This is a genomic window from Actinopolyspora sp. BKK2, assembly GCF_011291845.1.
GTDB classification, from domain to species: Bacteria; Actinomycetota; Actinomycetes; order Mycobacteriales; family Pseudonocardiaceae; genus Actinopolyspora; species Actinopolyspora saharensis.
The window spans coordinates 126,710-153,205 of record NZ_JAANTE010000011.1 but is presented as its reverse complement, the minus strand read 5'-3'; the positions used below and the strand labels follow the sequence as shown (position 1 = coordinate 153,205).

Annotated in this window: 26 protein-coding genes, 2 tRNA genes and 1 other RNA gene; 15 read left to right on the top strand and 14 right to left on the bottom strand. The window is 69.8% G+C overall.

All coding sequences use genetic code 11. The features are described 5' to 3' along the window. Window positions 1-224 precede the first annotated feature (224 nt). From G9Q41_RS19675 to G9Q41_RS19635, 9 genes are all read right to left on the bottom strand, one after another. Window positions 225-1,352 (bottom strand): methyltransferase domain-containing protein, encoded by a 1,128-nt coding sequence (locus G9Q41_RS19675; RefSeq protein WP_165633740.1) that lies wholly within the window; start codon window positions 1,350-1,352, stop codon window positions 225-227. Continuing rightward, window positions 1,349-2,314: an ATP-grasp ribosomal peptide maturase gene (gene tgmB / locus G9Q41_RS19670; protein WP_165633739.1), complete on the bottom strand. Its 966-nt coding sequence runs from the start codon at window positions 2,312-2,314 to the stop codon at window positions 1,349-1,351. Before tgmB ends, G9Q41_RS19675 begins: the two co-directional genes overlap by 4 nt. 1 nt (window position 2,315) lies before the next feature. Then, window positions 2,316-2,603 (bottom strand): putative ATP-grasp-modified RiPP, encoded by a 288-nt coding sequence (tgmA, locus tag G9Q41_RS22105; RefSeq protein ID WP_165633738.1) that lies wholly within the window; start codon window positions 2,601-2,603, stop codon window positions 2,316-2,318. Window positions 2,604-2,889: 286 nt separating this feature from the next. Then, a complete protein-coding gene (locus G9Q41_RS19660; protein WP_092524824.1) occupies window positions 2,890-3,117 on the bottom strand; it encodes a hypothetical protein in 228 nt (75 codons plus the stop codon). A 275-nt stretch (window positions 3,118-3,392) separates the two neighbouring features. Beyond that, window positions 3,393-4,607, bottom strand: coding sequence for a helix-turn-helix domain-containing protein (locus G9Q41_RS19655; RefSeq protein WP_207631497.1), 1,215 nt, complete (start codon window positions 4,605-4,607; stop codon window positions 3,393-3,395). Window positions 4,608-4,891: 284 nt separating this feature from the next. Next, the gene (locus tag G9Q41_RS19650; RefSeq protein ID WP_092524820.1) at window positions 4,892-5,707 is read right to left on the bottom strand and encodes a hypothetical protein; all 816 of its coding nucleotides are present in this window, start codon (window positions 5,705-5,707) and stop codon (window positions 4,892-4,894) included. Between the two features lie 543 nt (window positions 5,708-6,250). Beyond that, complete coding sequence (locus G9Q41_RS19645; protein WP_165633737.1) at window positions 6,251-6,505, bottom strand: hypothetical protein; 255 nt, start codon at window positions 6,503-6,505, stop codon at window positions 6,251-6,253. Between the two features lie 281 nt (window positions 6,506-6,786). Continuing rightward, window positions 6,787-7,986 (bottom strand): thiolase family protein, encoded by a 1,200-nt coding sequence (locus G9Q41_RS19640; protein ID WP_165633736.1) that lies wholly within the window; start codon window positions 7,984-7,986, stop codon window positions 6,787-6,789. Between the two features lie 129 nt (window positions 7,987-8,115). Beyond that, the gene (locus G9Q41_RS19635; RefSeq protein WP_165633735.1) at window positions 8,116-9,093 is read right to left on the bottom strand and encodes a prephenate dehydrogenase; all 978 of its coding nucleotides are present in this window, start codon (window positions 9,091-9,093) and stop codon (window positions 8,116-8,118) included. Between the two features lie 129 nt (window positions 9,094-9,222). Between G9Q41_RS19635 and G9Q41_RS19630 the strand changes: the two genes are divergently transcribed. The 4 genes from G9Q41_RS19630 (at window position 9,223) to G9Q41_RS19615 (ending at window position 10,759) form a co-directional block, all read left to right on the top strand. Beyond that, entirely contained in the window at window positions 9,223-9,705 is a 483-nt protein-coding gene (locus tag G9Q41_RS19630; protein ID WP_092524812.1) for a tRNA adenosine deaminase-associated protein, read from the top strand. Between the two features lie 86 nt (window positions 9,706-9,791). Next, complete coding sequence (locus tag G9Q41_RS19625; RefSeq protein WP_207631562.1) at window positions 9,792-10,229, top strand: nucleoside deaminase; 438 nt, start codon at window positions 9,792-9,794, stop codon at window positions 10,227-10,229. Between the two features lie 72 nt (window positions 10,230-10,301). Then, complete coding sequence (locus G9Q41_RS19620; protein WP_092524810.1) at window positions 10,302-10,553, top strand: CsbD family protein; 252 nt, start codon at window positions 10,302-10,304, stop codon at window positions 10,551-10,553. A 121-nt stretch (window positions 10,554-10,674) separates the two neighbouring features. Then, window positions 10,675-10,759, top strand: a tRNA-Ser gene (locus tag G9Q41_RS19615). Between the two features lie 66 nt (window positions 10,760-10,825). Here G9Q41_RS19615 and G9Q41_RS19610 read toward each other — a convergent pair. From G9Q41_RS19610 to G9Q41_RS19600, 3 genes are all read right to left on the bottom strand, one after another. After that, window positions 10,826-11,419 (bottom strand): hypothetical protein, encoded by a 594-nt coding sequence (locus G9Q41_RS19610; RefSeq protein ID WP_092524808.1) that lies wholly within the window; start codon window positions 11,417-11,419, stop codon window positions 10,826-10,828. A gap of 17 nt (window positions 11,420-11,436) precedes the next feature. Further along, on the bottom strand, window positions 11,437-11,901 hold the full coding sequence (locus G9Q41_RS19605; RefSeq protein ID WP_165633734.1) for a hypothetical protein: 465 nt from the start codon (window positions 11,899-11,901) through the stop codon (window positions 11,437-11,439). Between the two features lie 379 nt (window positions 11,902-12,280). Further along, window positions 12,281-12,366, bottom strand: a tRNA-Ser gene (locus G9Q41_RS19600). A gap of 189 nt (window positions 12,367-12,555) precedes the next feature. Between G9Q41_RS19600 and ffs the strand changes: the two genes are divergently transcribed. From ffs to G9Q41_RS19550, 10 genes are all read left to right on the top strand, one after another. Next, window positions 12,556-12,652, top strand: an RNA gene (gene ffs, locus G9Q41_RS19595) — signal recognition particle sRNA small type. 132 nt (window positions 12,653-12,784) lie between these two features. Next, complete coding sequence (locus G9Q41_RS19590; protein WP_165633733.1) at window positions 12,785-15,148, top strand: DNA polymerase III subunit gamma and tau; 2,364 nt, start codon at window positions 12,785-12,787, stop codon at window positions 15,146-15,148. A gap of 168 nt (window positions 15,149-15,316) precedes the next feature. Continuing rightward, window positions 15,317-15,649 (top strand): YbaB/EbfC family nucleoid-associated protein, encoded by a 333-nt coding sequence (locus G9Q41_RS19585; protein WP_092524801.1) that lies wholly within the window; start codon window positions 15,317-15,319, stop codon window positions 15,647-15,649. 10 nt (window positions 15,650-15,659) lie between these two features. Continuing rightward, window positions 15,660-16,256 carry a recombination mediator RecR gene (recR, locus tag G9Q41_RS19580; RefSeq protein ID WP_092524799.1) on the top strand — a complete coding sequence of 199 codons (597 nt, stop codon included), beginning with the start codon at window positions 15,660-15,662 and terminating at the stop codon, window positions 16,254-16,256. A 143-nt stretch (window positions 16,257-16,399) separates the two neighbouring features. Then, a complete protein-coding gene (locus tag G9Q41_RS19575; protein ID WP_207631493.1) occupies window positions 16,400-16,981 on the top strand; it encodes a hypothetical protein in 582 nt (193 codons plus the stop codon). 507 nt (window positions 16,982-17,488) lie between these two features. Continuing rightward, a complete protein-coding gene (locus G9Q41_RS19570; RefSeq protein ID WP_092524797.1) occupies window positions 17,489-19,174 on the top strand; it encodes an ABC transporter substrate-binding protein in 1,686 nt (561 codons plus the stop codon). Window positions 19,175-19,225: 51 nt separating this feature from the next. Further along, a complete protein-coding gene (locus tag G9Q41_RS19565; protein WP_092524795.1) occupies window positions 19,226-20,236 on the top strand; it encodes an ABC transporter permease in 1,011 nt (336 codons plus the stop codon). 117 nt (window positions 20,237-20,353) lie between these two features. Beyond that, on the top strand, window positions 20,354-21,307 hold the full coding sequence (locus G9Q41_RS19560) for an ABC transporter permease (protein WP_092524793.1): 954 nt from the start codon (window positions 20,354-20,356) through the stop codon (window positions 21,305-21,307). A gap of 5 nt (window positions 21,308-21,312) precedes the next feature. After that, window positions 21,313-22,314, top strand: a complete 1,002-nt coding sequence (locus G9Q41_RS19555; protein WP_165633762.1) for an ABC transporter ATP-binding protein — start codon at window positions 21,313-21,315, stop codon at window positions 22,312-22,314. Next, the gene (locus G9Q41_RS19550) at window positions 22,307-23,407 is read left to right on the top strand and encodes an ABC transporter ATP-binding protein (RefSeq protein WP_242687679.1); all 1,101 of its coding nucleotides are present in this window, start codon (window positions 22,307-22,309) and stop codon (window positions 23,405-23,407) included. The genes G9Q41_RS19555 and G9Q41_RS19550 overlap by 8 nt, the downstream gene beginning before the upstream one ends. A 27-nt stretch (window positions 23,408-23,434) precedes the next feature. Here the strand turns inward: G9Q41_RS19550 and G9Q41_RS19545 are convergent, their stop codons facing one another. Both G9Q41_RS19545 and leuA read right to left on the bottom strand, forming a co-directional pair. Then, window positions 23,435-23,668: a hypothetical protein gene (locus G9Q41_RS19545; protein ID WP_092524791.1), complete on the bottom strand. Its 234-nt coding sequence runs from the start codon at window positions 23,666-23,668 to the stop codon at window positions 23,435-23,437. Between the two features lie 249 nt (window positions 23,669-23,917). Further along, window positions 23,918-25,741 (bottom strand): 2-isopropylmalate synthase, encoded by a 1,824-nt coding sequence (gene leuA / locus G9Q41_RS19540; protein WP_165633761.1) that lies wholly within the window; start codon window positions 25,739-25,741, stop codon window positions 23,918-23,920. Window positions 25,742-26,012: 271 nt separating this feature from the next. On the opposite strand from leuA, the gene G9Q41_RS19535 reads away from it, so the two are divergent. Beyond that, window positions 26,013-26,300, top strand: a complete 288-nt coding sequence (locus tag G9Q41_RS19535; protein WP_092524789.1) for a hypothetical protein — start codon at window positions 26,013-26,015, stop codon at window positions 26,298-26,300. The last annotated feature ends 196 nt before the right edge of the window (window positions 26,301-26,496 follow it).

The window sequence follows — 26,496 nt, the reverse complement described above, 5'->3', positions numbered from 1 at the left end:
TCACGAGCCCCCGTCGACCCCCGTCGACCACCGAGTTCAGGGCAGCACCGCTCACGCGGGAGGTCCGGCCTCGTCCCCATGTGGTCGCGGTTGTGACCGCGTCGGTGTTCGGTGTCTCCCGCGCTGTCGTCGGCGCAGTGATTGACTGCAGTGGATGACGGGATGGCTCTGGTCGACGACAACGCGGCGAGGTCGTGGTCCCGGCGGCTGCTCTTCGGGACTGCTCAGCTCGGCAGCTCCGTGATCAGCCCCTCCGGGGTGTCGAGCCACAGCTCGTGCGTGCCGTCCTGGTGGGCGGTGATGCCGTACCGTTCGAGGCCCGGCCGGTTCGCCCGCTGCCACGAGGTCAGCACCGGTTCCAGCTCGTCCCACAACCGTCGGGGCCCCGCCTGGTGGACCCGTTGGTTGACCGGCTCGACGCGCGCCCACGAACCGGACGCGGGGTGGACCCACCGCCAAGTGGTGACCTGATCGTCCCGGGCAGTGCGCACGAGCCTGCTCCTGGCGGCGATCAGGGACGTGAACAGCGACATCGTGGAGAAGTCCACACTCTCCGGGAGGGTGGTCGGGCGGGTCGTCTCCGCGGCCCCGCTGGTCTCGGAGACCACGCGTCCGGCCGGCGGCTGGGCCGACTCGGAGGGCGAGCGCAGCGGCATGAACCCGGCGCGGTCGAGGAACCGTCCGGACACGCTGCCGGGGCGGGTGCGCCGCAGCAGTGCGATCCCCCTGGAAAGGTTGACCAGCACAGCCCCGTCGGCGGAGAGCTGGTCGAGCCACGCGGTCGGCACCCGGTCGGCTCCGCAGGTCGCGATGATCCGGTCGAACGGTGCCCGTTCGGCGAGTCCGTCCGCACCGTCCCCGCAGCGCACGCTCGGTGCGTATCCGGCGGTGTCCAGTGCCGTGCGGGCGTCGCCGATCAGCTCGGGGTCCACGTCGACGGTGGTGACGCGCGAGCTGCCCACGACCTCGCACAGCAGCGCGGCGTTGTAGCCGGTGCCGGTGCCGACTTCGAGCACCCGGTGGGACGGGTCGAGCTCAAGCGCCTCCAGCATCGTCGCCATCAGGCTCGGTTCCGTGGAGGAGCTGATGCCGTTTCCGCTCTCGTCGAACCGGGTGATCAGCGTGTCGTCGCTGTAGGCCGCGGACAACGCCGCGGTGCGCTGCGCCGGGTCGGTGGTGTCGTAGCCGGTGTAACTCCCGCTGGGCGGGTGGAACAGGGTGAACCGGGGGGCGAACAGGTGACGCGGCACCGCCCGGAAGGCGTCGCGCCACGTGCTCGACAGGTTCAGCTGTTCGGTCAGCTGCTCGGCGAGCGCCGCGCGGTACCGGGCGGTGTCGTCGATGAGGGTCATGCGGTCTCCGATGCGGTGAGTTCGTCGGCGAGGGCGCGGGTGATCGGTTCGCGGAGGTGTTCGATCCAGGCCCACTGGCCGTTCGGGTTGAGATCGCCGATGAAGTACCAGCGGCCGTCGGGGTCGACCACGAAGTCGGGAGCGGCGAACACCAGACCCAGCCGGGTCATGAGTGCCCGCAGTCCCGCGCCGACGGCACTGGGTACTTCGATCGGGGTGATGGTGAGCTCGTCGTGGCAGTCCCGCCAGTCCACCGTGTCCACTCCTGCCGGGAGCTCCAACCGTGCGGCGAACACGAGGTCGCCGACCACGGTGCAGCGCACCGCGTAGGCGCACTCGACCCGTCGTTGGAACAGATGCGTGGTGCGGGCGACCCCGTCGGTGATCTCCTCCGCGGTCACGGTGGTGGTCCGCAGTGCCACGCGATGGCCGTTCTCGCTGCTCGGCCCTCCACCCAGCGGTTTGTAGATCACCGGACCGCCCGCGCAGAACTCACGTGCGCGTTCGGGGTCGTTGGTCAGCAGTGATTCGGGGACGTCGAGCCCGCACGCCACCGCGGTTCGGAGTTGTGCGGGTTTCTGACTGGCGAGCGCTGCCGCGTCGGGCCGGTTGATCCACCGGGCCGGGAGCGCTGCGAGCAGACCGCCGAGACCTGTGCGGGCCTCGGCGGCCACCCAGTTGCACTCCGTTGCGGTCAGACTCGGATGTGGCGAGGTGGGGGCAGGTTTGCGGTACCACACCCCGCGCACGGCCGAGAGGTCCACATCTCGGTGCGTTCCGCGTAGCGCTCCGGTCCAGCGATCCCGACCGGGTACCAGATAGGCGGCCTGGCGCATCCGCTCCGGGAAGTCGGACAGGTCGAACCGCGCCACACCGACGCCGCGCTCGTGCAGCTCGCGCACCACCAAGTCGGCGGTGATGTCCTGCTCGCGGGTGACGACGACAACGGAAGGCGCTGGCATGTCAGTCCTTGTCCACGAACCACTGCATGTCGTACCGGGTGTCGGTGTGCGTGGTCATTCGCTGGGACAGCGGATTCGCCACGACCGGATCACCCGCTGAGTCCACGTTGATCTGTCGCTCGGGGTCGTAGCTCAGCTCGCTCAGGTCGGTCATCGCTTCCCCGTCGGCCAGGGCGGTGCCGCGAGTCAGCCCGAAGGGACGCAGGGCTGTTCCGCTGGGCACGTCCGTGGACAGGCCTTCCGCCGGTGTGCGGGAGGGGAACAGGTTGGTTTCGGGAGTGTCGGTCACAGTCAGCTCCTTTCCGTGCTTCCTCTTCTCGTCCCCGGCTCGTTCGGTCCGAGCCGGGAAGAACCAGGGGTGCGGCTCCGCGTCGCGGGCTGCAGGGCACGCAGCCCGTCCAGCACGCGGGTCAGCAGCGTCGGGTTCGGTTCGGCCCACCGCGGTGGTTCCGGCCGCCGGTTCTCGCGAGGGGCGGCAGGCGGCAGCGTTCCGGTGCGGGCGAGCCGGTGGCCGGGCAGTCGGCACGGTCGTCGGTCCCCGTGTCCTCCGAGACAGGGGCGGGGGCGGCGAGCGCTCACCGCTGGGGCTCCACGATCGCGGGCGGCTCGTGCTGTCCGGCTGCGAGTTCGGCGGGTTCGTCGGCGTGCTCGCGCAGTGCGGCGGCCAGCTCGTCCAGGGCTTCGGCCAGGGCGTGCCGGTCGGTGTCCGGGAGCTGCTTGCCGCCGAGTTTGTAGGCGGCTTCGTCCAGCATCCACTGCGCCCGGCGCAGCAGTGTTGCCAACTGCGTGTGCGGCCGGCTCATCGGGTTTCACCGCCTGGGGTGAGCCGGTCGAGCAGTGTGGTCAGTGCGTCTCGCAGTCGGCGGGCTTGTTCGGGTGTCCACCTCGTTCGGTGGAACACCGTGGGTGTGTCGATGCGGAGTTGCTCGCCCGCGGGGCGCAGCACGAATGATTCCCGTCCGTCGGATTCCACGGTGGTGCAGCGCACCTGAACGCGTCCGGTATCGGTTGAGCTCGTTGCCATACCCGAAGCATCGGCCACTGCGGCTTCGGAAGAGGGACGAACTGTACCTGTCACCTATCGGACCAACAGCCCCAACCGGTCGGCCAGTGTGCGTGCTTCTTCGCGCTGACCGTCGGGAGGAGCCTCGACCAACCCGGCAGTGAGGTCACGGGCGAACCCGTTGTAGGCGGCTGTCTCCGGTGCCGTCCGTTCGGCCCACCGCAGGGTGGCCAGCGTGGCGGCGCGGTTCCCGTCCTTGTGGTGAGCTCGGGCGAGTTCGATCAGATGCCGTGAGCGGCGTGGCACCGAGGTGATCTCTTCCGGGGTGATCGTGTGCGCCTGGAACGCTTCGCCGGGCCGTTGCAGGTCGACCGCGATGCTGACGGCGTGCGCGCTCATCACGGGCAGGCTGAACGAGGACTGGATGTGTCGGTACGCGGGGCCGAGTTCGCGAGCGACGTCGTATGCGCGCTCCCACTCCCGCCAGGCCGGGCCGTGCCTGCCCGCGCGTGCGTGCGTGAGTGCGGACTCGGCGAACAACGCGCCGTACAAGCCGCGCCAGTCCACGGGGCTGTCCTCGGACAGGTGGGGAGTGAGCTGTTTACGTCCGTCCTCGGCCACTTGCAACGCCTCGTCCCAGCGCCCGGATTCACGTAGCGTCTGCACCAACCCCCACGCGCCCGAAGCGATCGCGTAAGGATCGTCCGCGTTCTGCGCTTCACTCATCGCGCGGTCGGCCACCAGCCACACCAACTCCGGGGCCGGCTGGTAGGCGGTGTAGAACTGACTCAGTCGATACACTCCAGCCAGCACACGACGAGCCTCCCGGGCCTGTTCGCCGGAGTAGGTGCGCACAGCGCTCTGCGAGTCCCGGATGAGATCGGGCAGCAGTGCACCTATCTGACTTCGGTGGTCGGGAGAGGAGTGCCGGAGCTGCCAGGCCGCCCGCAGTCGTTCGGCCAGGTGCACGATGCTGGGCCGTCGGTGCTGTTCGCCGAGTCGGTACTCGGTGAGCGCGGTTCGGACTGCGCTCAATGCGGCGTGTTCCGCGCCTCCGGCGAAGGTCTGCACCGGGACGGCTTCGCCGTTCCCGGTCAGCTCGGCCAGATCCGAGATCTCCAGTGCCCGCGCGAGCTTGACCAGCATCGGCAGTCGCGGAACCTGCAACCGCCCGTTCTCGATCGCCTTCAACCACTCGGCTGAGCGTCCGACCAGCCCGGCGAGTACCGGCCTCGACATGCCGGCCCGCTGACGAGCTTTCTTGATCCGGTAGCCCACATCAGCACTCACGCTGAACCACCTCTTAGCGGAAGCCTGCCTCTTCGCGAGTTCCCGGGGCGCCGGGTGGCGACTCCGCGCGAAGAGGTCGTTACCGAGGATAGCCGGAACGCGATCAGGTGACGAGACTTCGGGAACCGCATCGCCAGGGGTGCGACCGAGGCGTTGCGCAGGGGTACCCGCTTGTACGGGGCCTGTCCTTGCTGTCCTGCGGTTTTCACGGTCGCGCTGTTCGGTTGTGACCTTCGGCGCGGGGGCCGTGTGGACCTCCAGCGCCAGTGCTTCCACCGGGCCGGTCAGCCTCCGGTGATCGCCCAGGCGCCCACGACGGCCGCGGCTCCGGCGAGCGCGCTCGTGGTGGCGTGCGCCGCCAGTCGGGGACTTCCCGTGGCACGGTTCTTTTCCAGGTGTGCCAGGAAGTCCAGCGCCACGTGCAGGAAGAGGCCCGCTGCCACGCCGAACACCGGTGCGGTCACCGCGGGGGAGAGGGGCCACCCCAGCAGGCCGACCGCGATCGCTGCGATGCCGATCCCGCAGGAGGGGAGCACCACCGGCACGATCGAACGCCCGGAACCGTGCAGCGAGCGCGCCGCCGCGTATCCGGCAGGTCCCTTGTGCGAGATGATCGAGAGCCCCAGCAGCAGTCCGATGCCCGGCATGCTGGCGTAGATGGCCCCGATGACGAACCCGGCGGCCACGGAGTGCACGGTCAGCCGGACCACGTAGTCGTCCAGCAGCGCCGTGCGGAACTCGAAGCCCGCACCGGCGAGGTGGAGCGTGAACCCGGCGAGCACGCCGGCCGCGATGCCGAAACCTCCCAGCGTCGCGTTCCGCTCGATCGCCGTGGGAAGCAGGAAAGCGCACGCGCTGGCCACCATCGCCCCGGCGGCGAGACCGTACGCCCAGGTCAGCGCGCTGCTGCTCACGATCCTCCGCAGTGCGAGCACCGCCCCCGCGACCATGGCCAGGCAGGACACCACGGCGATGATCAGCAGCTTCCCCAGCCCGGCCGCCTCGGCGGCGAAGCACGCCACCACGAACACGCCGAGCACCCCCATCGCCACCGCGTGCTCGCTGGTCCGAAGGTGCTCCCTCGTCGCTGTCAGCGTCATGTCTCCCACCGGATCGATCGCGCTTCGTGGCTCGCGGGATGCGAGCAACACGCACACCATCGATAATGGGAACTATTTTCAATTATGCGGTGCGCTCTGCTGCGCGTACCGGATCGCCGCGTACTGGGCTGTCGCTTACTGGGCTGCCGCGTACCGGGATGCGCGTATCGGACCGCCGCGTGCCGGCCGAGGTGTGAAGATCCGCGAGGAGCTGGTTCCCGGGCCCTGCCCGCAGTGGCACAGGGCCCGGGGCGCCAGTACGCCACCGCCTCGGTGAAGTTTTCCGGCTCGGTCGCCGTGGGAGCTCCGGGACGAAGTTCCCGCCCGCACGCGATCGTCCTGACAGCGGACAGCGCCGCCGTGCACACACCTCAGGACGTCCTCGTGGGGGCGCGACACGGACGGATCCGTGGCTGCTCGTCCGGGCAGCGTGGCCGTTTCGACGCTGCTCGCGCCGAGCTGCCACGCCGGTCGTCAACACGTCGGGAAAAGATCACCGGGAGGCTGCGGCGGAAGTCGGGAGTTCCGACTCGAAAATAATTCTCAGCCGATGATTCCGGCGTTGATGATGCTGGTGTCGTACTTCGCGGTGTAGTTCGTCCAGTTCCAGAGCCAGTTGTTGTTCTTCTCGTTCTTCTCGTGCTTTTCCACGTCGATCTGGCAGGACTTGTGCACGCACTTGTCGCCCTCGTGGTCCTTGTGGCCCTTCGGGGAGTCGGCCGAGGCGATCCCGGCGCTGCCCAGGGCGAGCGGGAGGGCCATGGCGCTGACAACGGCTGCACGCTTGAACGAACGCATGTTGGTGCCTTTCGTTTTGAGTGGGTTTCGTACGTCGGCCGCACCGTGTCGGCAGCCGACACTTCATGTCTACCGGAGTTCGGTGGAGTTCGCCTCGTGGTTCACGATTGATTCACCTTATTGTGTGGCGTGGAGTGGTGATTCTTCTGTCCCGTTTTCGTGCGAAAGTGATCACACGTTCGTGGTTGGGAGATTCGAGATGATTCTCGATGTAGTAAAGTGTTTTGGCTCGTTCGGTGCGAGCCTTCCGCTGCGAATTGCGTTCGGGATTTTCTCCCGGGTCAGACCCGCACCGCCACGGCCATGGCCTGCCCCACTCCGATGCCGGCACTGGCCACCCCCAGTCCGCCACCGCGCTGCCGCAAGTGCCTGCAGAGGTCGATCACCACCCGGGCGAAGGACGCGCCGAGCGGGTGCCCGTAAGCCAGGGCTCCACCGTGAACGTTCACTCGCTCGAGCGGGATGTCCGGTAAGTGCCGCAGCACGCTGAGCACCAGCGCGGCGAAAGCCTCGTTGATCTCCCAGAGATCGACCTCGGCCAGGTCGACGTTCAGCCTGCCGAGCAGCTTGCGGATCGCCGTCACCGGAGCCAGCGCGAAGCGGTGCGGTTCGCAGGCCACGGTCACCCCGGTGAGCAGCTCCCCCAGCGGCGTGACCCCCATGCGGTCGGCCTGCTGCTGCGAACCGACCAGCGCGGCGACGGCCCCGTCCCCCAGCGGAGCCGAGTTGCCCACGGTGACCGGGCCGTCGGCGGAGAACGCCGGGGGAAGTCCCCCCAGCTTGGTCATCCCGGTGTCGGTGCGCACCGACTCGTCGCCGCGCACCGTGATCCCCCTCGGGTCGTGCAGCGGGAACACGAAATCGTCGTGCACCCCGGCGTCCCAGGCCGCGGCCGCGCGCCGGTGGGAGCGCAGCGCGTACTCGTCCATCTCGGTCCGGCCGATGCCCAGCTCCTCCGCCGCGCGCTCGGCCGCCGAACCGAGCGGGACGGTCCACTCCGGACTCATGCGCGGGTTGACCAGGCGCCAGCCCGCGGCCGTGGAGACCACGTCGAGCCGATCCGGAAGCACGCGCTCGGAACGCGGCATCACGAACGGAGCACGACTCATCCCCTCGACCCCGCCCGCCAGGACCAGCTCAGCCTCCTCGGACCGGATCGCCCTGGCCGCCTGGACCAGGGCCTCACCGCTCGAACCGCACAGCCTGTTGACCGTCATGCCGGGAACGGTGCTCGGAAGTCCCGCTAGCAACCCGGCCATCCGCGCCACGTTGCGGTTCTCCTCGCCCGCGCCGTTGGTGTTGCCGTAGACGACCTCGTCGATCGTGCTCGGGTCGAGGGCGGAATCCGACCGGGTCCGTCCGCGCCGGAGCAGCTCGGTGATCGGCATCGCCGCCAGGTCGTCGACCCGGACCCCGGACAGCCCACCCCGGTAGCTTCCGAACGGAGTTCGTGCGGCGTCGAGCAGGAGCGCGCGTGGCATGGTTCCATCCTGCCCGAAAAGGGAGTTCGGCGGTGCCGGTTGCTCGAGTGGTTCTGACGAGCGGAGGCTCCCGCGAATCCGGGAGGAGCCGGCGTGGAGCCCCGTCACTCCGGCGGAGGACGCTGGCGCTCACTCGGTGGCGGGTAGCTCGACCGTGGCCGACTCCGCGTCCAGGGAGACGACCCAGCCGCCCCGCTGGCCGACCTCGCGCAGCCTGCGCAGCGCGTGCCCCGCGTTCAGCGGCACGGTGCTGCTCACCCGCTCCGCCGCGTGCTGCTCCCGCAGGCTCCCGTTGGCCTCGTGCCCGGAGCGCACCGTGGAATTCAGCGAGCCGGTCGTGGCGAGCGCCCCGCGGGCGGCCCCGAGCCGCCCCAGGGCGTCGTCCAGCGCGTCCAGCAGCGCCGCCCGGTTGCCCTCGGTCATGGCGCGCACCAGATCGGGGTCGCTGCCGGCCACCCGGGTGCCGTCCCGGAAGGAACCGGCTGCCAGGGACAGGGCGAGCGGACCTCCGTCCGCCCCGACCGAGGCGAGCACCGCGGAGAGCACGTGGGGCAGGTGGGAGATCCGCGCCACCGCCGCGTCGTGCTCGCCGGGGCCGGCCGGAACCACTCGCGATCCGCAGTCCACGGCCAGCGCCGCCGCTTCCACCCAGGAGTCGAGCCGGGTGTCCTCGTCGGTGGTCACGGCCCAGAGAGCGCGGTCGAACAGCTCGGCGCGCCCCGCCGACCAGCCGGAGTCGGTCGTTCCGGACATCGGGTGCCCGCCCGCGTAGCGGGTGCCGGGAGCCAGCTCGCGCACCAGCTCGTGCACCGGCTCCTGCACACCGACCACATCGGTCAGGTACGTCTCCGGGGCGTGTCGCGCGATCCGGCGCAGCACTCCGCCGACGGCGGGCAGCGGAGTGGCGAGCACGACGAGCGCATCCTGCTCGGCTGCCCGGCGCAGCGCCTCCTCGGTGCTCGGGGCCACGTCGTAGCCGGCGGCGCGGGCCGCGGCGGCGTCCTCCTCCGAGGTCGTGGCTCCCCAGCCGGCGCGGCCCGCGCGCAGCGCCGCCCGCAGCACCGACCCACCGATCAGTCCCAGTCCGATCACACACACGGCTCGCATGACTCAATACTGCCCGACGGGGACGCTCGGTGTTCGCTCGGTCGCCGACCGAGTCGGATCATTGACCTGGAGAGTGACGTCCGTGCAATAGTGCTTTCGGGTGGCGTCCGCACGCTTTACCGTGGCGTCATGACGGTCCAGACACCGATCGCGGGTTTTGCCGTCGCCGCGGTTCGAGAGGACGGGCGGTGGCGTTGCAACGTGCTCGACAGCTCGGTGCTGACCGGGCTCGACGCGGTAATAACGGCTCTGAGAGAACTGCGGTCCACCGGCGCCGTGGTTGGCATGTGCAATGTGGACGACGAGTTCTTCGTGCTGGTCCGCCCCGTCCCCGGGGGTGTGGAGCTCGCGCTGTCCGACGCGGCGGCCGCGCTGGACTACGACATCGCCGCCGACGTGTTGGATCTGTTGCGGGTCGATCCTCCCGACGAGGACGACGACGAGATCTGGCCGGAGGGCAATCTCGCCCTGCTGTCCGATCTCGGACTGCCCGAGGACGAGCTGCTCCTGATCAACGAGGAAGTCGATCTCTACCCGGACGAACAGCTCGAGATGATCGCCCAGCGCTGCGGCTTCGGAGAGCACTTCTCCGGGCTGCTCGAACGGCTGTGACGGCCGAGGAAGGAATGGAAAGCGGACAGGACACGTCCCGGCGCGGCACGGGGGGAGTGGCCGCCTCCCCGGCCGACCGGGAGTTGATGCGCTCCGCGCTCGCGGCGGCTCCCGCCGCGCTGGCGGGCGGCGACGTCCCGATAGGTGCCGTGGTCGCCGCGCCCGACGGGCGGGTGCTGGCCAGCGGGCACAACCAGCGGGAGGAGCTGTCCGACCCCACCGCCCACGCCGAGATCCAGGTGCTGCGGGCCGCAGCCGCCGAGCACGGGGACGGGTGGCGGCTGTCCGGGTGCACGCTGGCCGTGACCGTCGAGCCGTGCACGATGTGCGCCGGAGCCCTGGTGCTGGCGCGGGTTTCGCGAGTCGTGTTCGGGGTGTGGGAGCCCCGCACCGGAGCGGTCGGCTCCCTGTGGGACGTGGTCCGGGACCGCAGGGTCAACCACCGCCCCGAAGTGGTCGGTGGGGTTTTCGCGGGGGAGTGCGCCACGCTGCTGGAGGGCTTCTTCGACGAGCATCGAATGTGAGTTGAGTCACAGACCGGTGATTCGAATCCGTTTCCGGGTATCTCTCCGGGTGCTCGGTAACAGGAGGTCGTGATGAGTACTTTCGACAAGGTCAAGCAGCAGGCCCAGCAGCTGGCGGGCAAGGCCAAGGAAGCGACCGGCCGTGTGACCGGTAGTCAGGAGACGGAGAACGCCGGTAAGCGGGATCGCCTGGAGGGCGAGGCCAAGGAGCGCGGCCAGGACCTCAAGGACCGCGCCGAAGGCACCGTCCAGGACGCCAAGGACAAACTGCGCGGCCAGGACAAGGGCGACCAGGGCAAGGGCGGCGAGAACGAACAGCGCTGAGCCCACCCCGTCCGGTGGGGTCCGCCCCGGCGTTCGAGGAAGGAAGGGCTCGTGAGCGGCGCCTTCCGCGTGCGGACCCCCCGTTGCTCACGCGCGTGAGCCGTTCGTTACGCTTGTTTGCGGTAGCGTGTCCGAGCGGCCTAAGGAGCGCGACTCGAAATCGCGTGAGGTGAGAGCCTCCGTGGGTTCGAATCCCACCGCTACCGCACGAGCGGCGGCGCCGGCCTCCGAGATGGAGGCCGGCGCCGCTTCGTTCATCGGGGCGCGCTGCTTCAGCAGTTCGCGTCGACTTCCTCCACCCTGGTGAACCAGGCTTCGTCCTGCGCGGGCCCGTCGACGGTGACGTTGTTGACGTACCAGTAGTAGTGCCCGTAGTAGGGATCACCGAAGTGCATCTCGTACGTGCCGGTCACCTTCTCCCGCATCGGGGAGGCGTAGATCTCGACCGCCTGGCCGGGGCCGAGCTCGTGCCGGATCTCGTCGGACTTGCTCTTGCTCCAGCTCCACTCGCGCTGGTAACTGGTTTCGAAGCCGACCTCGAACACCTCGCCGAGCGTCGAGCTGGCGCTGATGGTGACCCCGACGCTGTTGGTCGTCGTCTGCGTCGACTCCCAGCTGATGATCCTCGTCGAGGTCCCCTCCGAGCAGTTCGCCGCACCGCCCACGAGCTCGTCGGCACCCCGGTAGCTCTCCGGCTGACCCGAGGGGTGGAACTCGCAGAGGTCCGTGTTGCCCTGTTCGCACTGCTCGAGCAGTTGTCGCACGGTCGGTTCGTCCGCCGCCGCTGCCGTGCCCGGGGTGACCAGCCCGGCCAGCACCACGGCGGAGGCGCCGAGCACCGTGGCCGCCCTCTTGCGCAACCTCATCCCGCTGTCTCCTCGCTTCAGCTCAGTCCGACGGTCACTGTTCGATCGTTGATGCCGCTGCTCAGGCGCGGTGCCTTGTCCTTGTACGGGCCCGCGCGATCGCCCGAGTCCGGGTAGAGCCAGACCCAGCAGGTCGACCACGCCTGGACCGAGGAGATCTGGTTCTTCCAGTGGTCGTCGAGGTCGAGCGAGAAGTCGACCTCGTCGTTCTTCGGGCACGGTTCCGGGACCGTGATCGTCAGCGAAGCGCCGCCGTACTCGGCGTCCTCGAACACCGTGGCGCCGATGACGGAGCCGCTGGTGTCCGCGATCCGCTGCCCAGCTCCCGTGGCCGCGGAGAGCTCGTCGTAGCAGGTTCGTTGCTGGGAAGCGATGTCGAGCACGCAGTGCTGCCGGGCGTTCTCGTCCGCTCCCCGGTCCGCCTGGGCCGCCTGCGCCGAACCCGCCGTGAACACGGCGGCTGCGGACAGGATCGCGGACACCGCGAGATGTCTTCGGCCTCGGGAACGGATCCTCGTTCCGCCGGCTCTGACCAATTTCCGCTCCTCTCCCGGAGGTGGGGTCGCACCTCTCGGAATCGGTTTAGTGGGTGCAACGAGCACTATCGGGCAGTTGATCTCGCAGGTCCAGAGCCGTTCGACGAATTGCGCGAAACGCAGCAGTGCGCTTTCGCGGGAGGTGCGACCGTTCGGCGGTTTCCGGGGCCTCTGCGGACGTGCGGAGGTCCGGCGGGAAGCTCGCACTCGGTTCGGGGCGGCCCCGTCCCGGTTCGGACGCATGGCTCGGGGAGGGATCGAGCTCTCCGCGGGGTGAAACACGAAAAGGGCCGGGCGCGGTGTTCACCGTGCCCGGCCCCGAGAGCGGAGGATGCGGGATTCGAACCCGCGAGGGCTGTTAACCCAACACGAATTCCAGTCGTGCGCCTTAGGCCGCTCGGCCAATCCTCCGCAAAAAAGTGTACGCGACGGGATCGTCGCTTCTGCGACCCCCCTCGGTTTTCTCCTCACCAGGGGTTGCTCGGGCGGTCGCCGCGGCTCGCCGGTGCGGAGGGCGCGGGGCGGTCACCGCGGTCGGACGGCCCCGCTCGGAAGTCCTGGAGGGGGGTGGAACCCCGCGCTTCGCGGGATATACACTGTACGAGGACTCCGCGCGGCGTCCACCCTGTGAACTCCCCCAGGGCCGGAAGGCAGCAAGGGTAAGCGGGCTCTGACGGGTGCGCGGGGTCCCCTTTTTTGTCGAGGGGTTCCTCCAGTCGTGGGACGTGCGGGCAGCCCGTCGCCCCGGCGAGTGGCGTTTCCCGCCCGTTCGCCGCCGCCCGCGTCTCCCGTTGCCGCCTCGTCGGCGGTGGCACGTATCGTTGCCGGTGTGGCGCTCGCGCTCTATCGCAAGTATCGACCGGCGACCTTCGGCGAGGTCGTGGGACAGTCACACGTCACCGAACCACTGCGCACCGCGCTGGCCGCGCGGCGGATCAACCACGCCTACCTGTTCTCCGGACCGCGTGGTTGCGGCAAGACATCCAGCGCGCGAATCCTGGCCCGCTCGCTGAACTGCGTCGAGGGCCCCACGGACGAGCCGTGCGGCAGCTGTGACTCCTGCGTCGCCCTGGGACCGGACGGTTCGGGCAGCGTGGACGTGGTGGAGATGGACGCCGCCAGCCACGGCGGTGTGGACGACGCCCGCGAGCTCCGCGATCGCGCGGTCTTCGCCCCGGCCCAGTCGCGTTATCGGATCTTCGTCATCGACGAGGCCCACATGGTCACCCAACAGGGGTTCAACGCCCTGTTGAAGATTGTCGAGGAGCCTCCCGACCACCTCGTGTTCGTGTTCGCGACCACCGAGCCGGACAAGGTGCTGACCACGATCCGCTCCCGCACACACCACTACCCCTTCCGGCTGATCCCGCCGGGGGAGCTGCGCGAGCTGCTGGAGCGGATCTGCGCCGAGGAGGGCGTGCGGGTCGATCCCGCGGTGTACCCGCTGGCCATCCGCGCGGGCGGTGGTTCGGCGCGGGACGCGTTGAGCGTGCTCGACCAGCTGCTGGCCGGTGCGGGTGACGAGGGGATCACCTACGAGCGTGCCGTCGCGCTGCTCGGGGTGACCGATGCGGCGCTGATCGACTCCATGGTCGACGGGCTGGCCGCCGGGGACTCGGCGGCCGTCTACGACACGGTCAACCGGGTGGTCGAGGCCGGGCACGACCCGCGTCGCTTCGCCTCCGACCTGCTGGACCGGTTGCGTGACCTCGTGCTGCTGCACTCGGTGCCCGACGCGACCGAGCGCGGTCTGATCGAGAACGTGGGCGACGCGGCGGAGAAGATGTCTCGTCAGGCGGAGCAGCTCGGCGTCGCGACCCTCACCCGGTTCGCCGAGATAGTCCACGCCGGGCTGTCCGAGATGCGGGGTGCCACGGCCCCCAGGCTGCTGCTGGAACTGCTGTGCTCGCGGATGATGCTTCCCACCGCGTCCTCCTCCGAGGCGGCGCTGCTCCAGCGGTTGGAACGGGTGGAGCGGCGGATGACGGTCGCGCCGCCCGCGGCGCAGGCCGCTGCCTCCGGAACCGACGGCGGCGCGGCAGGCTCGGCCCCCGCCGCTTCCGCCCCTCCCGCCGCACCTGCCGGGGAGCAGCCGCAGCCCACCGGCGGGAACGCCGAACCGGCGGCCGAGCCCCGGGAGCCGGTGCGGGAGCGCACCGCCGAAACGACGGCCCGGTCGGACGGGAACGTCCGCGCGGAGACCTCCCCCGCCGGTGGTTCCGCCGCCCCTGCACGGGAGACGAGCGACCGCGGCGCCGGTGGTTCCGCGCCGCAGGAGGAGTCCCGGAGCGGAACGGCGACGGCGGAGCTGCGCCAGACGTGGAGCGAACTGCTGCGCGCGGTGTCCGAGCGCAACCGACCCACCCAGGCTCTGCTGCTCAACGCGAGCGTGCAGGAACTGCGCGCGGACACGCTGGTCATCTCGATGCCGACCGAGGGACTGCGCAAGCAGTTCCACCGGGCGAACCGGATCGAACACGTGCGGGAGGCCATGCGCGAGGTGCTCGGCGGCGAGTGGGCGGTCGAGTGCGTCGTCGCGGGGGAACAGCCCGCTCCCGCAGCCCAGCAGCCGGAGCAGTCCCCCGGGGCCTCCGCGAGCGCTCCCCCCGCCGCGCGGGAGCGCCCCGCGGAGTCGAACGCCGGTTCCGCGCAGGCTCCGGTCGCGGAGGCGCCCGCGGAGCCGAACGGGCGGGCTCGTCCGTCCGAGCGGCCTGCGGAGGCCGCGGCCCCGGCACCGGAGCAGGCCCCGAAGCCGGAGCAGGCCGCACCGGAGCCCCCTGCACCGGCGGAGCCGGCCGAGCGCGAGGCCTCGCGAGCAGCGGAACCGAGCACACCCACCGCAGGGGCCCCCGCGGAGACTCCTCCGGAGCCACCACCCCCGGAGGAGCCGCCCCCGCCGGAAGAGCCTCCTCCGGAGGAGGAAGAAGCGGACGCGGGGCCGCCCACCGGGGAGACGTCGCGGGAAGAGCCGCCCCCCGAGCCTCCGGGGAAGGACTCCGCACCCGCCGCGGCTCCCGCACCGCCGCCAGAGCCGGCACCTGCCCCTGCGCCCGCGCCGTCCCAGACGCCTGCTCCCGAACCGGCCCCAACGGCCCAGTCGTCGACCGAGTCGCCGGTCGAGCAGCAGGACCCCGACGAAGTGGCCGTGGAGCTGTTCGTCAGCGAACTCGGAGCGCGCAGGATCGACAGGTAGCGCCCCGCCCCGGGACGTCCCGGGGCGGCTGGAGCTCCGGGGAGCGGGCAGCCCCACGCGGCGAGGAATCGACGACTACGCTGGAGGAAGCGAGATACCTCGTTCGAACAGGTCAGTCCAGCCGGACCGGGAGGAGCCACGGTGCAACCTGGTGGCCAGCAGCCGAACATGCAAGAGATCATGAAGCAGGCGCAGGAGATGCAGCAGCAGCTGATGACTGCGCAGCAGGAACTCGCCGAGACCGAGGTGACCGGCACGGCAGGTGGCGGCATGGTCACCGCCACGGTCACCGGTAGTGGCGAGCTGCAGTCCATGAACATCGACCCGAAGGTGGTCGACCCCTCCGACACCGAGACGCTTTCCGACATGGTCGTCGCCGCGGTCCGGGACGCGAACCGCGCTGCCCAGGAGCTGCAGAGCGAGAAGATGGGGCCGCTGACCAACGCGCTCGGCGGCCAGGGCGGAATGGACATGGGCGGACTCGGTCTGCCCGGGATGTGACGGTAGTGGCTTGTACGAAGGGCCAGTTCAGGATCTGATCGACGAGCTCGGCAGGCTGCCGGGAATCGGTCCGAAGGGCGCGCAACGCATCGCGTTTCACCTGCTGTCCGCGGAACCCGCCGATGTCACACGGCTGCAGGACGCGCTGCAGCGCGTGAAGGAGGGCGTGATCTTCTGCGAGGTCTGCGGGAACGTCTCCGAGCAGACCAGGTGCCGGATCTGCCAGGACACGCGGCGCGATCCCCGGCTGGTGTGCGTGGTCGAGGAGTCCAAGGACGTGTTGGCGGTCGAACGCACCCGGGAGTTCCGCGGGCGCTACCACGTGCTCGGCGGTGCGCTCGACCCGCTTTCCGGGGTGGGGCCCGACCAGCTGCGCATTCGGGACCTCGTCAACAGGATCGGCACGGACGAGGTGAGCGAGATCATCATCGCCACCGATCCGAACACCGAGGGTGAGGCCACGGCGACCTACCTGGTCCGGCTGCTGCAGGACTTCCCCGGGCTCAACGTCACGCGGTTGGCCTCCGGGCTCCCCATGGGCGGTGATCTGGAGTTCGCGGACGAGCTCACCCTCGGCAGGGCCCTTTCCGGCAGGCGTTCGGTGTGAACCACCGGGATTCTCCGCCCGGAGGGGCAGCCCCCGATCGGTGAGGAGCTCGGGTGGTGCTTTCGGTGCGGGCTGCGCCGGAAGCACCACGCCGGTTCACGGCACGGCAGGAAGGCGTCAGTCACCCGTTCCAGGGAAGGTTCATGCGGCGATCTCGCGCGGACGGGGCCACGGCCGACCAGGTGGTGCGTGAAGCGCTGCGCGGACCTCCAGGTCTGGGGGCGGTCCGGCTGATCACCGTGGACGGCCCCTCCGGGGCGGGCAAGTCCACCTTCGCCGACCTCGTGCTCGCGCGGGCTCGTGCCGCCGGGGTGGACGCGCGGCTGGTGCGTACCGACGACTTCGCCACCTGGGAACAGCCGGTGCAGTGGTGGCCCCGGCTCAACACCGGAGTGCTCGAACCGCTGAGCAGGGGAGTTCCGGGGCGCTATCGACGCGTCGAGTGGCCGGACGGCGTTCCGGTGGACGGAGCGGTGGTCGAGGTCGCCGTGCCCGAGGTGCTGGTGCTGGAGGGAGTCTCCTCCGGGAGGCGCTCGATCGCGGACCGGATCGGCGTCGCGGTCTGGATGCGGGGCCCCGACCCGGCCACGCGGCTGGAACGTGCCGTGGCCAGGGACGGGGAGGCCGCGCGGGCCGAGCTCGTTCGTTGGCAGGAGTTCGAGCGCGACTGGTTCGAGTCGGATCGGGCGAGGGAGCGGGCCCATTTCTCCCTCCACTCTGATTAGAAGGATGTGTGGCTCGCTCTGCGTGGCGGTGCCGGTGGCGGAACCTCTCGCGGGCTCTCGCTCCGGGAGGCCCGACATCGGGTAGGCACCTACACAACGTCGGGCCTTCCTCGCGAGAGCACCACGAGAGAACCCGCGGTGGTGCCGACGGCTCGGGCTCACAGCGCTCGCGTTGGGGTGACAGGCTTTCCGGGGACTGGCTTGGCGTAGCGGTGCGGGTGGGGGAGCCTCGGTCGGCGCCTCGCCGCGCCGGTCGTTCGACGGTTGCTCCGATCGAGGAATGCGCCTCCTGGCTCGCGCGACCCGGCCCGCGCGCCTGATTAATCCACTCTGGACGGAAAGAGCTCGTAAGCCCCGCGCTGGGAGTTACGGGGTGGTTTTTCCCGTTTTCCCCGTTTTCCGGGGCGGTCGTTGTAGCAGAATCGTAATTTCGCGGTCCTGATCGGGACGCACTCACCGGGTTACCGTCTCCCTCACTCTGAGAGATGCGGCACACCGAGGTGAGTGATGGGCGTAGGCAGACCACCAGGATTACGGGCGTCGAGAGCTGGACGCAGGATCGCGGCCGCGGGATTGGCCGCCCTGCTCGCCACCTCGCTGGCCGCCTGCGTGCAGTCCCAGCGGGAAGGTGGCGGGGGGCGGAGCATGGTGTTCGGAGCCGCGGGAGCCCCGGCGCTGTTCGACCCCTTCTACGCCTCCGACGGGGAAACGTTCCGGGTCACCCGGCAGATGATGGAAGGGCTGGTCGGGTTCAAACCGGGCACCGCCGAGGTCGAACCGGCCCTGGCCGAGGACTGGGAGTCCTCCGCGGACGGCACCGAGTGGACCTTCCACCTCCGCGAGGGCGTCGAGTTCCACGATGGCACCGAGTTCAACGCCGATGCGGTCTGCGCCAACTTCGAGCGCTGGTACAACCAGACCGGCCCGGGGCAGAACGCGGCGCTGTCCTACTACTGGATCGAGACCTTCGGAGGCTTCGCCTCCGACGACGAGCCCTCCCTGTACTCCTCGTGCGAGGCCCCCGATTCCAGCACAGCGGTGCTGAAACTCACCCGCTCCAGCTCCAAGTTCCCCGATGCGCTGGGGCTGGACTCGTTCAGCATCCAGTCGCCCACGGCGATGGAGAAGTACGGGGCCGACGAGGTGACCGCCAGGGGGTCGAGCTTCGAGTACTCCGAGTACGCCAAGCAGCACCCCACCGGCACGGGCCCGTTCGAGTTCGACTCCTACGACGAGAGCAACCAGTCCATCGTGCTCCGCCGCAACGAGAACTACTGGGGCGAGAAGGCCAAGCTCGACCGGCTCGTCTTCAAGATCATCCCGGACGAGTCCGTGCGCAAGCAGGAACTGCTCTCCGGGGGCATCGACGGTTACGACTTCCCCAACCCCGCCGACATCTCCGGACTGCGGGACCAGGGGTTCAACGTCCAGGTGCGCGACCCGTTCAACATCCTCTACCTGGGGATCTCGCAGCGGAGCAACCCGGCGCTGCGGGACCTGCGGGTGCGCAAGGCGCTGGCCTACGCCGTCGACAGGGAGAACCTGGTCGAGGCCAACATGCCGGACGGGGCCGAACCGGCCGAGCTGTTCTACCCGGACTCGGTGGACGGCTACCCCGAGGACGTGAAGAAGTACCCGCACGACCCGCAGCGGGCGAAGCAGCTGCTCCGCGAAGCGGGACACCAGGACCTCACGATCGAGTTCTGGTGGCCGACCCAGGTGACCCGCCCGTACATGCCCGATCCGCGCGGGATCTTCAACTCCCTGTCGGGGGATCTGGAGGAAGCGGGCATCAACGTCGAACCGGTCAGCAAACCGTGGAACGGCGGCTACATCTCGGACGTGAACCAGGGCAAGGCCGAGGTCTTCCTGCTCGGCTGGACCGGGGACTACAACTCGCCGGACAACTTCATCGGGACCTTCTTCGGGAGCACGCAGAACCAGTTCTACACCGAACCGGCCCCCTGGGGCGGTGAGCTCGCCGATCGGCTCGAGGCGGCCGACAGGGAGGCGGACCCGGCCGCTCGCGAGGAGATGTACACCGAGATCAACCGGAGCCTGAAGTCCGAGTACCTGCCAGCGGTCCCACTGGCGCACTCGCCACCGGCCATCGTCACCTCCTCCGAGGTCGAAGGGCTGGTCACCTCGCCGTTGACCGCCGAGCGCTTCGCCCCGGTGAGCCTGCGGCAGTGAGCCACGAGCCCCCGGAGCCCGCCGTGCCGTTCGACGTGCAAGGAGTCGGATTTGCTTCGCTACACCGTCCGGCGACTCGGACAACTCGTGATCGTCGCGGTCGTGCTGTCGATCCTGCTGTTCGGATGGCTGCGCGCCCTTCCGGGTGGACCGGTCTCCGCGCTGCTCGGCGAACGTGCCACGGAGGAGTCCCGTGCGCAGCTCGTCGAGCAGCTCGGGCTGAACCAGCCGCTGCACGTGCAGTACTGGAAGTTCGTGCAGCGCGCGGCGACAGGGGACTTCGGGGTCTCCACCGGGGTGCAGCCGGGCACTCCTGCGCTGGAGGTGTTCCTGCAGCGGATGCCCGCCACGCTCGAGCTCTCGGTGCTGGCGCTGCTGCTCGCGGTCGCGGTGGGCGTGCCGCTCGGCTACTTCGCGGGGCGCCGCCAGGGCGGTTGGCTGGACAACCTGAGCATCACCTGGTCGCTGATCGGGGTGGCGGTGCCGGTCTTCTTCCTGGCCTTCCTGCTGAAGTACGTCTTCGCGATCGAGCTCGGCGCGCTGCCCGCCTCGGGAAGGCAGGAGGTGAGCATCAACGCCACGCACGCGACCGGGTTCTACGTGCTCGACGGGATGTTGACCGGGGAGTGGGACGCGGCCTGGAACGCCTTCCTGCACCTGCTGCTCCCCGCCGTGGCGCTTTCCACGATCCCCTTCGCGGTGATCTTCCGGATCACCAGGGCCTCGGTGCTCGACGTCCTCGAGGAGGACTTCGTGCGCACCGCGCGGTCCAAGGGGCTCAGCGCACGGGTGGTGCGCGGCAGGCACATCCTGCGCAACGCGATGCTGCCCGTGGTGACCACCATCGGGCTGCAGACCGGTGCGCTGCTGTCCGGGGCGGTGCTGACCGAGCAGGTGTTCAACATAACCGGTATCGGCCAGGCGCTCTCGCTCGGTTTCCAACGGCAGGACTACGCGGTGCTGCAGGTGGTGATCCTGGCGACGGCGATGGTCTACGTGCTGGTCAACCTCGTCGTCGACCTCACCTACGCGGCGATCGACCCGAGACTGCGGGAGCGCTGAACGAGTGTCCCGACCGGATCGACGAGCAGTGCCGCTTCGGCCGGACGACCCGGCTGCCCGGCGGGTTCGGGCCGGGTTCGCCGGGCCGTTCGGAAGCACTTCGAGGGGAGATCGCTGATGGTTCCGGGGACGCAACGCGGGAAACGCATCGACGAGCTGGCCGATTCCGGTTCGACCGAGTCCGATTCGGACGGTTCCGCCGGAGTCAGCCTCGCCGCCTCGGCGTGGCGCCGACTGCGGCGCAGCCCCACCTTCCTGGTGGGGGCGGGGATCATAGTGGTCTTCGTGCTGCTGGCGCTGGTCTCCCCGCTGCTCGCCCAGCACGATCCGGCGCTGCGCCTGCTCGAGGACCAGGTCTCCCGCGCGGACAACAGCATCCCCGCACCGCAGGAGGGATTTCCGCTGGGCGGGGACCAGTACGGCAGGCCGCTGCTGTCCAGGTTGCTGCTGGGCTCCCAGCAGACCCTGCTCGTGGCGCTGACCGCCACGGTGCTCGGGCTCGGCGGGGGACTGGCCCTGGGGATCCTGGCCGGGGCCTTCGGCGGCTGGGTGGACACGGTGGTCATGCGCGTGGTCGACGTGCTGCTCTCGGTGCCCTCGCTGCTGCTGGCCGTGTCCATCGGGGCGCTGTTCCAGCAGCAGTCCCGGTTCACGGTGATCATCGCGGTCGCGACCGTGCAGGTCCCGATATTCGGGCGGCTGCTGCGCGGGACCATGCTCGCGCAGCGAGCCAGCGACCACGTGCTCGCGGCGCGGGCGCTCGGGGTCAAGCAGCGCTCGGTGGTCTTCCGGCACATGCTGCCCAACGCGCTGGGGCCGGTGATAGTCCAGGCCACCCTGATGCTCGCCGTGGCCATCATCGACGCGGCCGCGCTGTCCTTCCTCGGGCTGGGGGCGGCCGACACCTCCACCCCCGAGTGGGGGCAGATGCTCGGTTCGGCGCAGAACTTCTTCGACACCCATCCGCACCTGGCCTTCTGGCCCGCGGGCTGCATCATCGTCGTCGCGCTCGGTTTCACGCTCGTCGGCGAGTCGTTGCGGGACGCCCTCGACCCGAAGAAACGGCGGTGAGCGCCATGGCGCTGCTGCAGGTACGCGACCTCTCCGTGCGGTTCGTGCGCAAGCAGGAACCGACCGTTCCCGCGGTGGACGGGGTGTCCTTCGACGTCCGGGCAGGACAGACGGTGGGACTGGTCGGCGAGTCCGGCTGCGGCAAGTCGGTGACCTCGCTGGCGATCATGGGACTGCTTCCCGAGCGGGGGACCGAGGTGTCCGGTTCGGTGCGGTTGGACGGTGACGAGCTGCTGCGGATGCCGCGCCGGGAACTCGACCGCAGGCGCGGCAGAGACATGAGCATGGTCTTCCAGGACCCGCTGACCTCGCTGAACCCGGTCGTGCCCATCGGGGTGCAGATCGCCGAGGTCGTGGAGCGGCACCGCGGACTCTCCCGTCGCGTCGCGCGCGGGCGGGCCGCGGAGCTGCTGGAACGCGTCGGGATACCCGACCCGGCGCGCCGGTTGAAGGAGTACTCCCACCAGCTCTCCGGGGGGATGCGCCAGCGCGCGCTGATCGCGATGGCGCTGGCCTGCGAACCCCGCGTGCTCGTCGCCGACGAGCCCACCACGGCGCTCGACGTGACCATTCAGGCCCAGATCCTGAACCTGCTCCGGGAGCTCGTGGCGGAGACCGGGACCGCCCTGATCATGATCACCCACGACCTCGGGGTGGTAGCGGGAACGTGCGACGAGGTGAACGTGCTCTACGCGGGCCGGATCGTGGAGCGGACCGAGCGGCACGAGCTGTTCGCCGGGCCGCGCCACCCGTACACCGCGGGGCTGATGGATTCGGTCCCCCGGCTGGACACCCCGCGCGGGAACAGGCTGGAGCCGATCAGCGGCTCGGTGGAGGACAACGTCGCCTGGGAGGACGGGTGCGCTTTCAGTCCGCGCTGCTCGCGAGCGCTGCCGAGGTGCGCCGAGCGCACGCCGGAGATCGAGACCGCCGAAGCGGGGAGGTGGCTGCGCTGCCACAACCCGCTCGAGGAACATGCCCGGAACACGGAGCGTCCCCATGACTGAACCGACCGGACCCCCGAACACCGACCCCGCGGTGCTCGACGGTGGCGGTCCGCCGGAGCCCGCGGATCGCCCCCTGGTGGAGCTGCGGGACCTGCGCGTGCACTTCCCGATCAAGCGCGGTGTCCTGCTGGACCGGACGGTGGGGTGGGTCCACGCGGTGGACGGGGTCTCGCTGCGGATCGAGCGGGGCAGCACCTACGGACTGGTCGGCGAGTCGGGCTGCGGGAAGTCGACGCTGGGCAAGACCGTGCTGCGCCTGGAGAAGCCGAGCAGCGGGTCGGTCGTTCTCGACGGGATCGACATGTCCCGGATGTCCGGGGAGCCGTTGCGGAGGATGCGTCGCCGGATGCAGATGGTCTTCCAGGACACCCTCTCCTCCCTGGACCCCAGGCAGTCCGTGGAGTCCCTGCTGGTCGAGGGGCTGCGTGCCCACGGCATGGACGAGGGCGGGGGCAGGACCGAGCGGAGGTTGCGCGAGCTGCTCTCGGCCGTGGGACTGCCCGCCTCCGCTCTGCGGCGGTACCCGCACGAGTTCTCCGGGGGACAGCGCCAGCGCGTCGGCATAGCCCGCGCGCTGGCGGTCGAGCCGGAGCTCGTCGTCGCCGACGAGCCGGTTTCCGCGCTGGACGTGTCCGTGCAGGCGCAGGTGCTCAACGTGCTGCGGGACCTGCAGGACGAGTACGGGCTGACGTACCTGGTGATCGCCCACGACCTCGCGGTGGTGCGGCACGTGGCCGACCGCGTCGGTGTGATGTACCTGGGCGGTTTGGTGGAGGAGTCCGACTCGGACGAGTTGTACGAGCAGCCGCTGCACCCCTACACGAGGGCACTGCTGTCCGCGGTCCCGGTTCCGGAGCCGGAGGTGGAGGACAGCAGGGAGCGGATCCTGCTGTCGGGGGACCTGCCCTCGCCCGCGGACCCGCCGAGCGGTTGCCTCTTCCAAACCAGGTGCCCGTGGCGTCAGCCGGGGGTGTGCGACGTCGAACGGCCCGAGCCGCGCGAGGTGGGCGAGGGGCACCGGGTGGCGTGCCACTACGCCGAGCGGATCAGGGACGGCACGCTCCCCGGCGGTCCCGCCGCCTCCGCGGGGTGAGCGCGGGAGGTGGTCCACCGGTGGGGATCAGGCGTGCGTGGTGTCGCCTGCGGCCGTGCCGAGCAGCTCGGCGAACTCCCCGGCCTCCTCGGGGGTGAACACCAGGGTTTCCCCCGGTGGCAGCACGAGCGCGATCCGGTCGCCCAGCACGAGGACCTTCGCCGTTTCGGCCTCGTGCTGGGCGTCCACCGAGTCGTAGCACGGAACGCTCCAGCTCAGGCCGTTCGGATCGAGCTGCTCGCCAGGGGCGTGGCTGTCCACCGCGGATACCTCCGTTCGGTTCGGTCGATGTCGGACCGGTCAAACCGGTGGTCCAGTCAAACCGGTGTCCGACATCGTGGCAAACCGCACCGTTCCCACCGCGACAGCTTTCACCGGATCGTGCGTTCCCCGGTTGGTGGGGCCGGTCGTCAGGCAGCGGCGAGCCGCTCTCCGCCACCTGCGCAACCGGCCCCGCCCGAGGTCTCCCACGGGATCATTGCGCGAACCGAGTCGCGCGGACGCTCAGGATCAGCGGTTGGCGCGGTTCACCGCCGAGACGACCGCGTTCAGCGAGGCCGTGACGGTCGAGGTGTCGATGGAGGCACCCCAGAGCACCCTGGGCTCGCCGGAGTGGCTGTCCAGGGAGCACTCCAGGTAAGCGGCGGCCTTGGCGTCGTCGCCCGCGGTCATGGCGTGCTCGTGGTAGTCCAGCACCCGGACGTCGTATCCGACGGTGCTCAAGGCGTCCACGAACGCGGCGATGGGGCCGTTTCCGGTGCCGGTGATCGAGTGCTCGGTGCCCTCCACGCGCACCGTCGCCTCGACCGTCTCGTTACCGGACTCGCCGCCGATCCGCTGGCGAACCAGCTCCAGCGGAGCCGTCGACCCCAGGTACTCGTTGGCGAAGACGTCCCACATCTCCTGGGGATCGACCTCACCGCCGTCCGAATCGGTGCGCTGCTGGATCAGCTTGGACAGCTCGATCTGCATCTTGCGCGGCAGGTCGAGCTGGTGCTCGGTCTTCATCACGTAGGCGACGCCGCCCTTGCCGGACTGCGAATTGACCCGGATCACGGCCTCGTAGCTGCGGCCGACGTCCTTCGGGTCGATCGGCAGGTAGGGGACCTCCCAGGGGTGCTCGTCCTCGGGAACCCCGGCGCGCTCGGCCGCCTCGCGGTGAGCGCGCAACCCCTTGTTGATCGCGTCCTGGTGGCTTCCGGAGAAGGCCGTGTAGACGAGCTCGCCGCCCCAGGGCTGCCGCTCCGGAACGGGCAGCTGGTTGCAGTGCTCCACGGTGCGCTTGATGTAGTCGATGTCGGATATGTCCAGCTGCGGGTCCACGCCCTGGCTGAACAGGTTCATGGCCAGCGCGACCAGGTCCACGTTGCCGGTCCGCTCGCCGTTGCCGAACAGGCAGCCCTCGATCCGGTCGGCCCCGGCCTGGTAACCGAGCTCGGCGGCCGCGACGGCGCTGCCCCTGTCGTTGTGCGGGTGCAGCGAGAGGATCACCGAATCACGCCTGGCCAGCGTGCGGTGCATCCACTCGATCGAGTCCGCGTAGACGTTCGGGGTGGCCATCTCGACGGTGGCGGGGAGATTGAGGATGACCGGGCGCTCCGGAGTGGGCTGCCAGATCTCGGTGACCGCGTCGCAAACCTCGACCGCGTGGGACAGCTCGGTGCCGGTGAACGACTCGGGCGAGTACTGGAACCGGAAGTCGGTGTCGGGGTACTTCGCCGCGCACTCCTTCACGACCTCGGCGCCCTGCGTGGCGATCTTCTCGATGCCTTCCCGCTCCTCGCCGAAAACGACCCTGCGCTGCAGGATCGAGGTCGAGTTGTAGAGGTGGACGATCGCCGAGTGCGCCCCCTCCAGCGCGGCGAAAGTGCGTTCGATCAGGTCGGGCCGTGCCGGGGTCAGCACCTGGATGCGCACGTCGCTCGGGATGGCGCCGTCCTCGATGATCTCGCGGACGAAGTCGAAGTCGGTTTGGCTGGCCGCCGGGAAACCGACCTCGAGCTCCTTGAAGCCCATCCCGACCAGCAGCTCGAACATCCGCCGCTTGCGGGCGGGAGACATCGGGTCGATCAGTGCCTGGTTGCCGTCGCGCAGGTCCACGGCGGACCACAGCGGTGCGCGCGTGATCCGCTGGTCGGGCCACGTCCGGTCCGTCAGCGCCACGTCCTCGACCAGCTCGTGGAAGGGGCGGTAGCGGTGGAAGGGCATCGAACTGCCGCGCTGCGGATTCCAGGGAGCCTGGTCGGTGGGCGCGGGGCGGGACGGAGTGCGCAGCACCTGCTCGGAAGTGCTGACCGCGTCAGACTGGTTCGTGGCGGCGAACTGCTCGTTCATTCCGGGAGACTCCTGCTGTTCGTGCTCGGCTTGGCTGCTCTTGGCGACCGGCACGCTTGAACTCCGCGACGAGGGGCCGGTCTAACTGACCCCGTCGCGGCGTCGAAGCAGGAGGTTGAAAGCCACGACGACAGCCTAACCGCACCACGTGTCCAAAACGCAACCGCCTGTTCCGGATGTTGGACCCCTCCGAAGTGCTCGGCGAGGAAGTCGCCGGGTCGGATGATCCGGTTCGATCGTCAGATCACGAGTCGTGCGGCAGGCTTGTCGTATGGCGTCGAACAAGACCAACTCCGGATCGCCCCTGGGCACTCTCTTCCAGGGGCTGGGGTTCCTGCTGGCCGTGATACTGGTGGCGCACACGGTGTTCGTGCTGTTCGAGTTCCAACCGGAGGGACAGCTGGCGCAGTCGGTGGCCCGTGCGGCGGAGCCGCTCGCGCTGTTCTTCCCGGGACTGATCGACGCGCCCGCCCCCGAAGCGCAGGTGCTGCTGGACTACGGGCTCGCCGCGTTGTTCTGGATGTTGGTGGGAGGTGTGCTCGGGCGCATCTTCGGGTGAAGTTTGGGTCGGCGGGTCCTTTTGCTTGGTGGGTTGCGTGGCGGAACCTCAGTCGGCGCCCGGCTGCGGGTGCCCCGACATCGGGTAGCGACCTACACAACGTCGGGGCCGTCCTCGCCGGGCACTCGACTGAGAACCCGCGGTCGGTCGGAGTGCGTAGGCTCGTAAGCGCTTGCGTTGAGTGGATCCCCTTGAT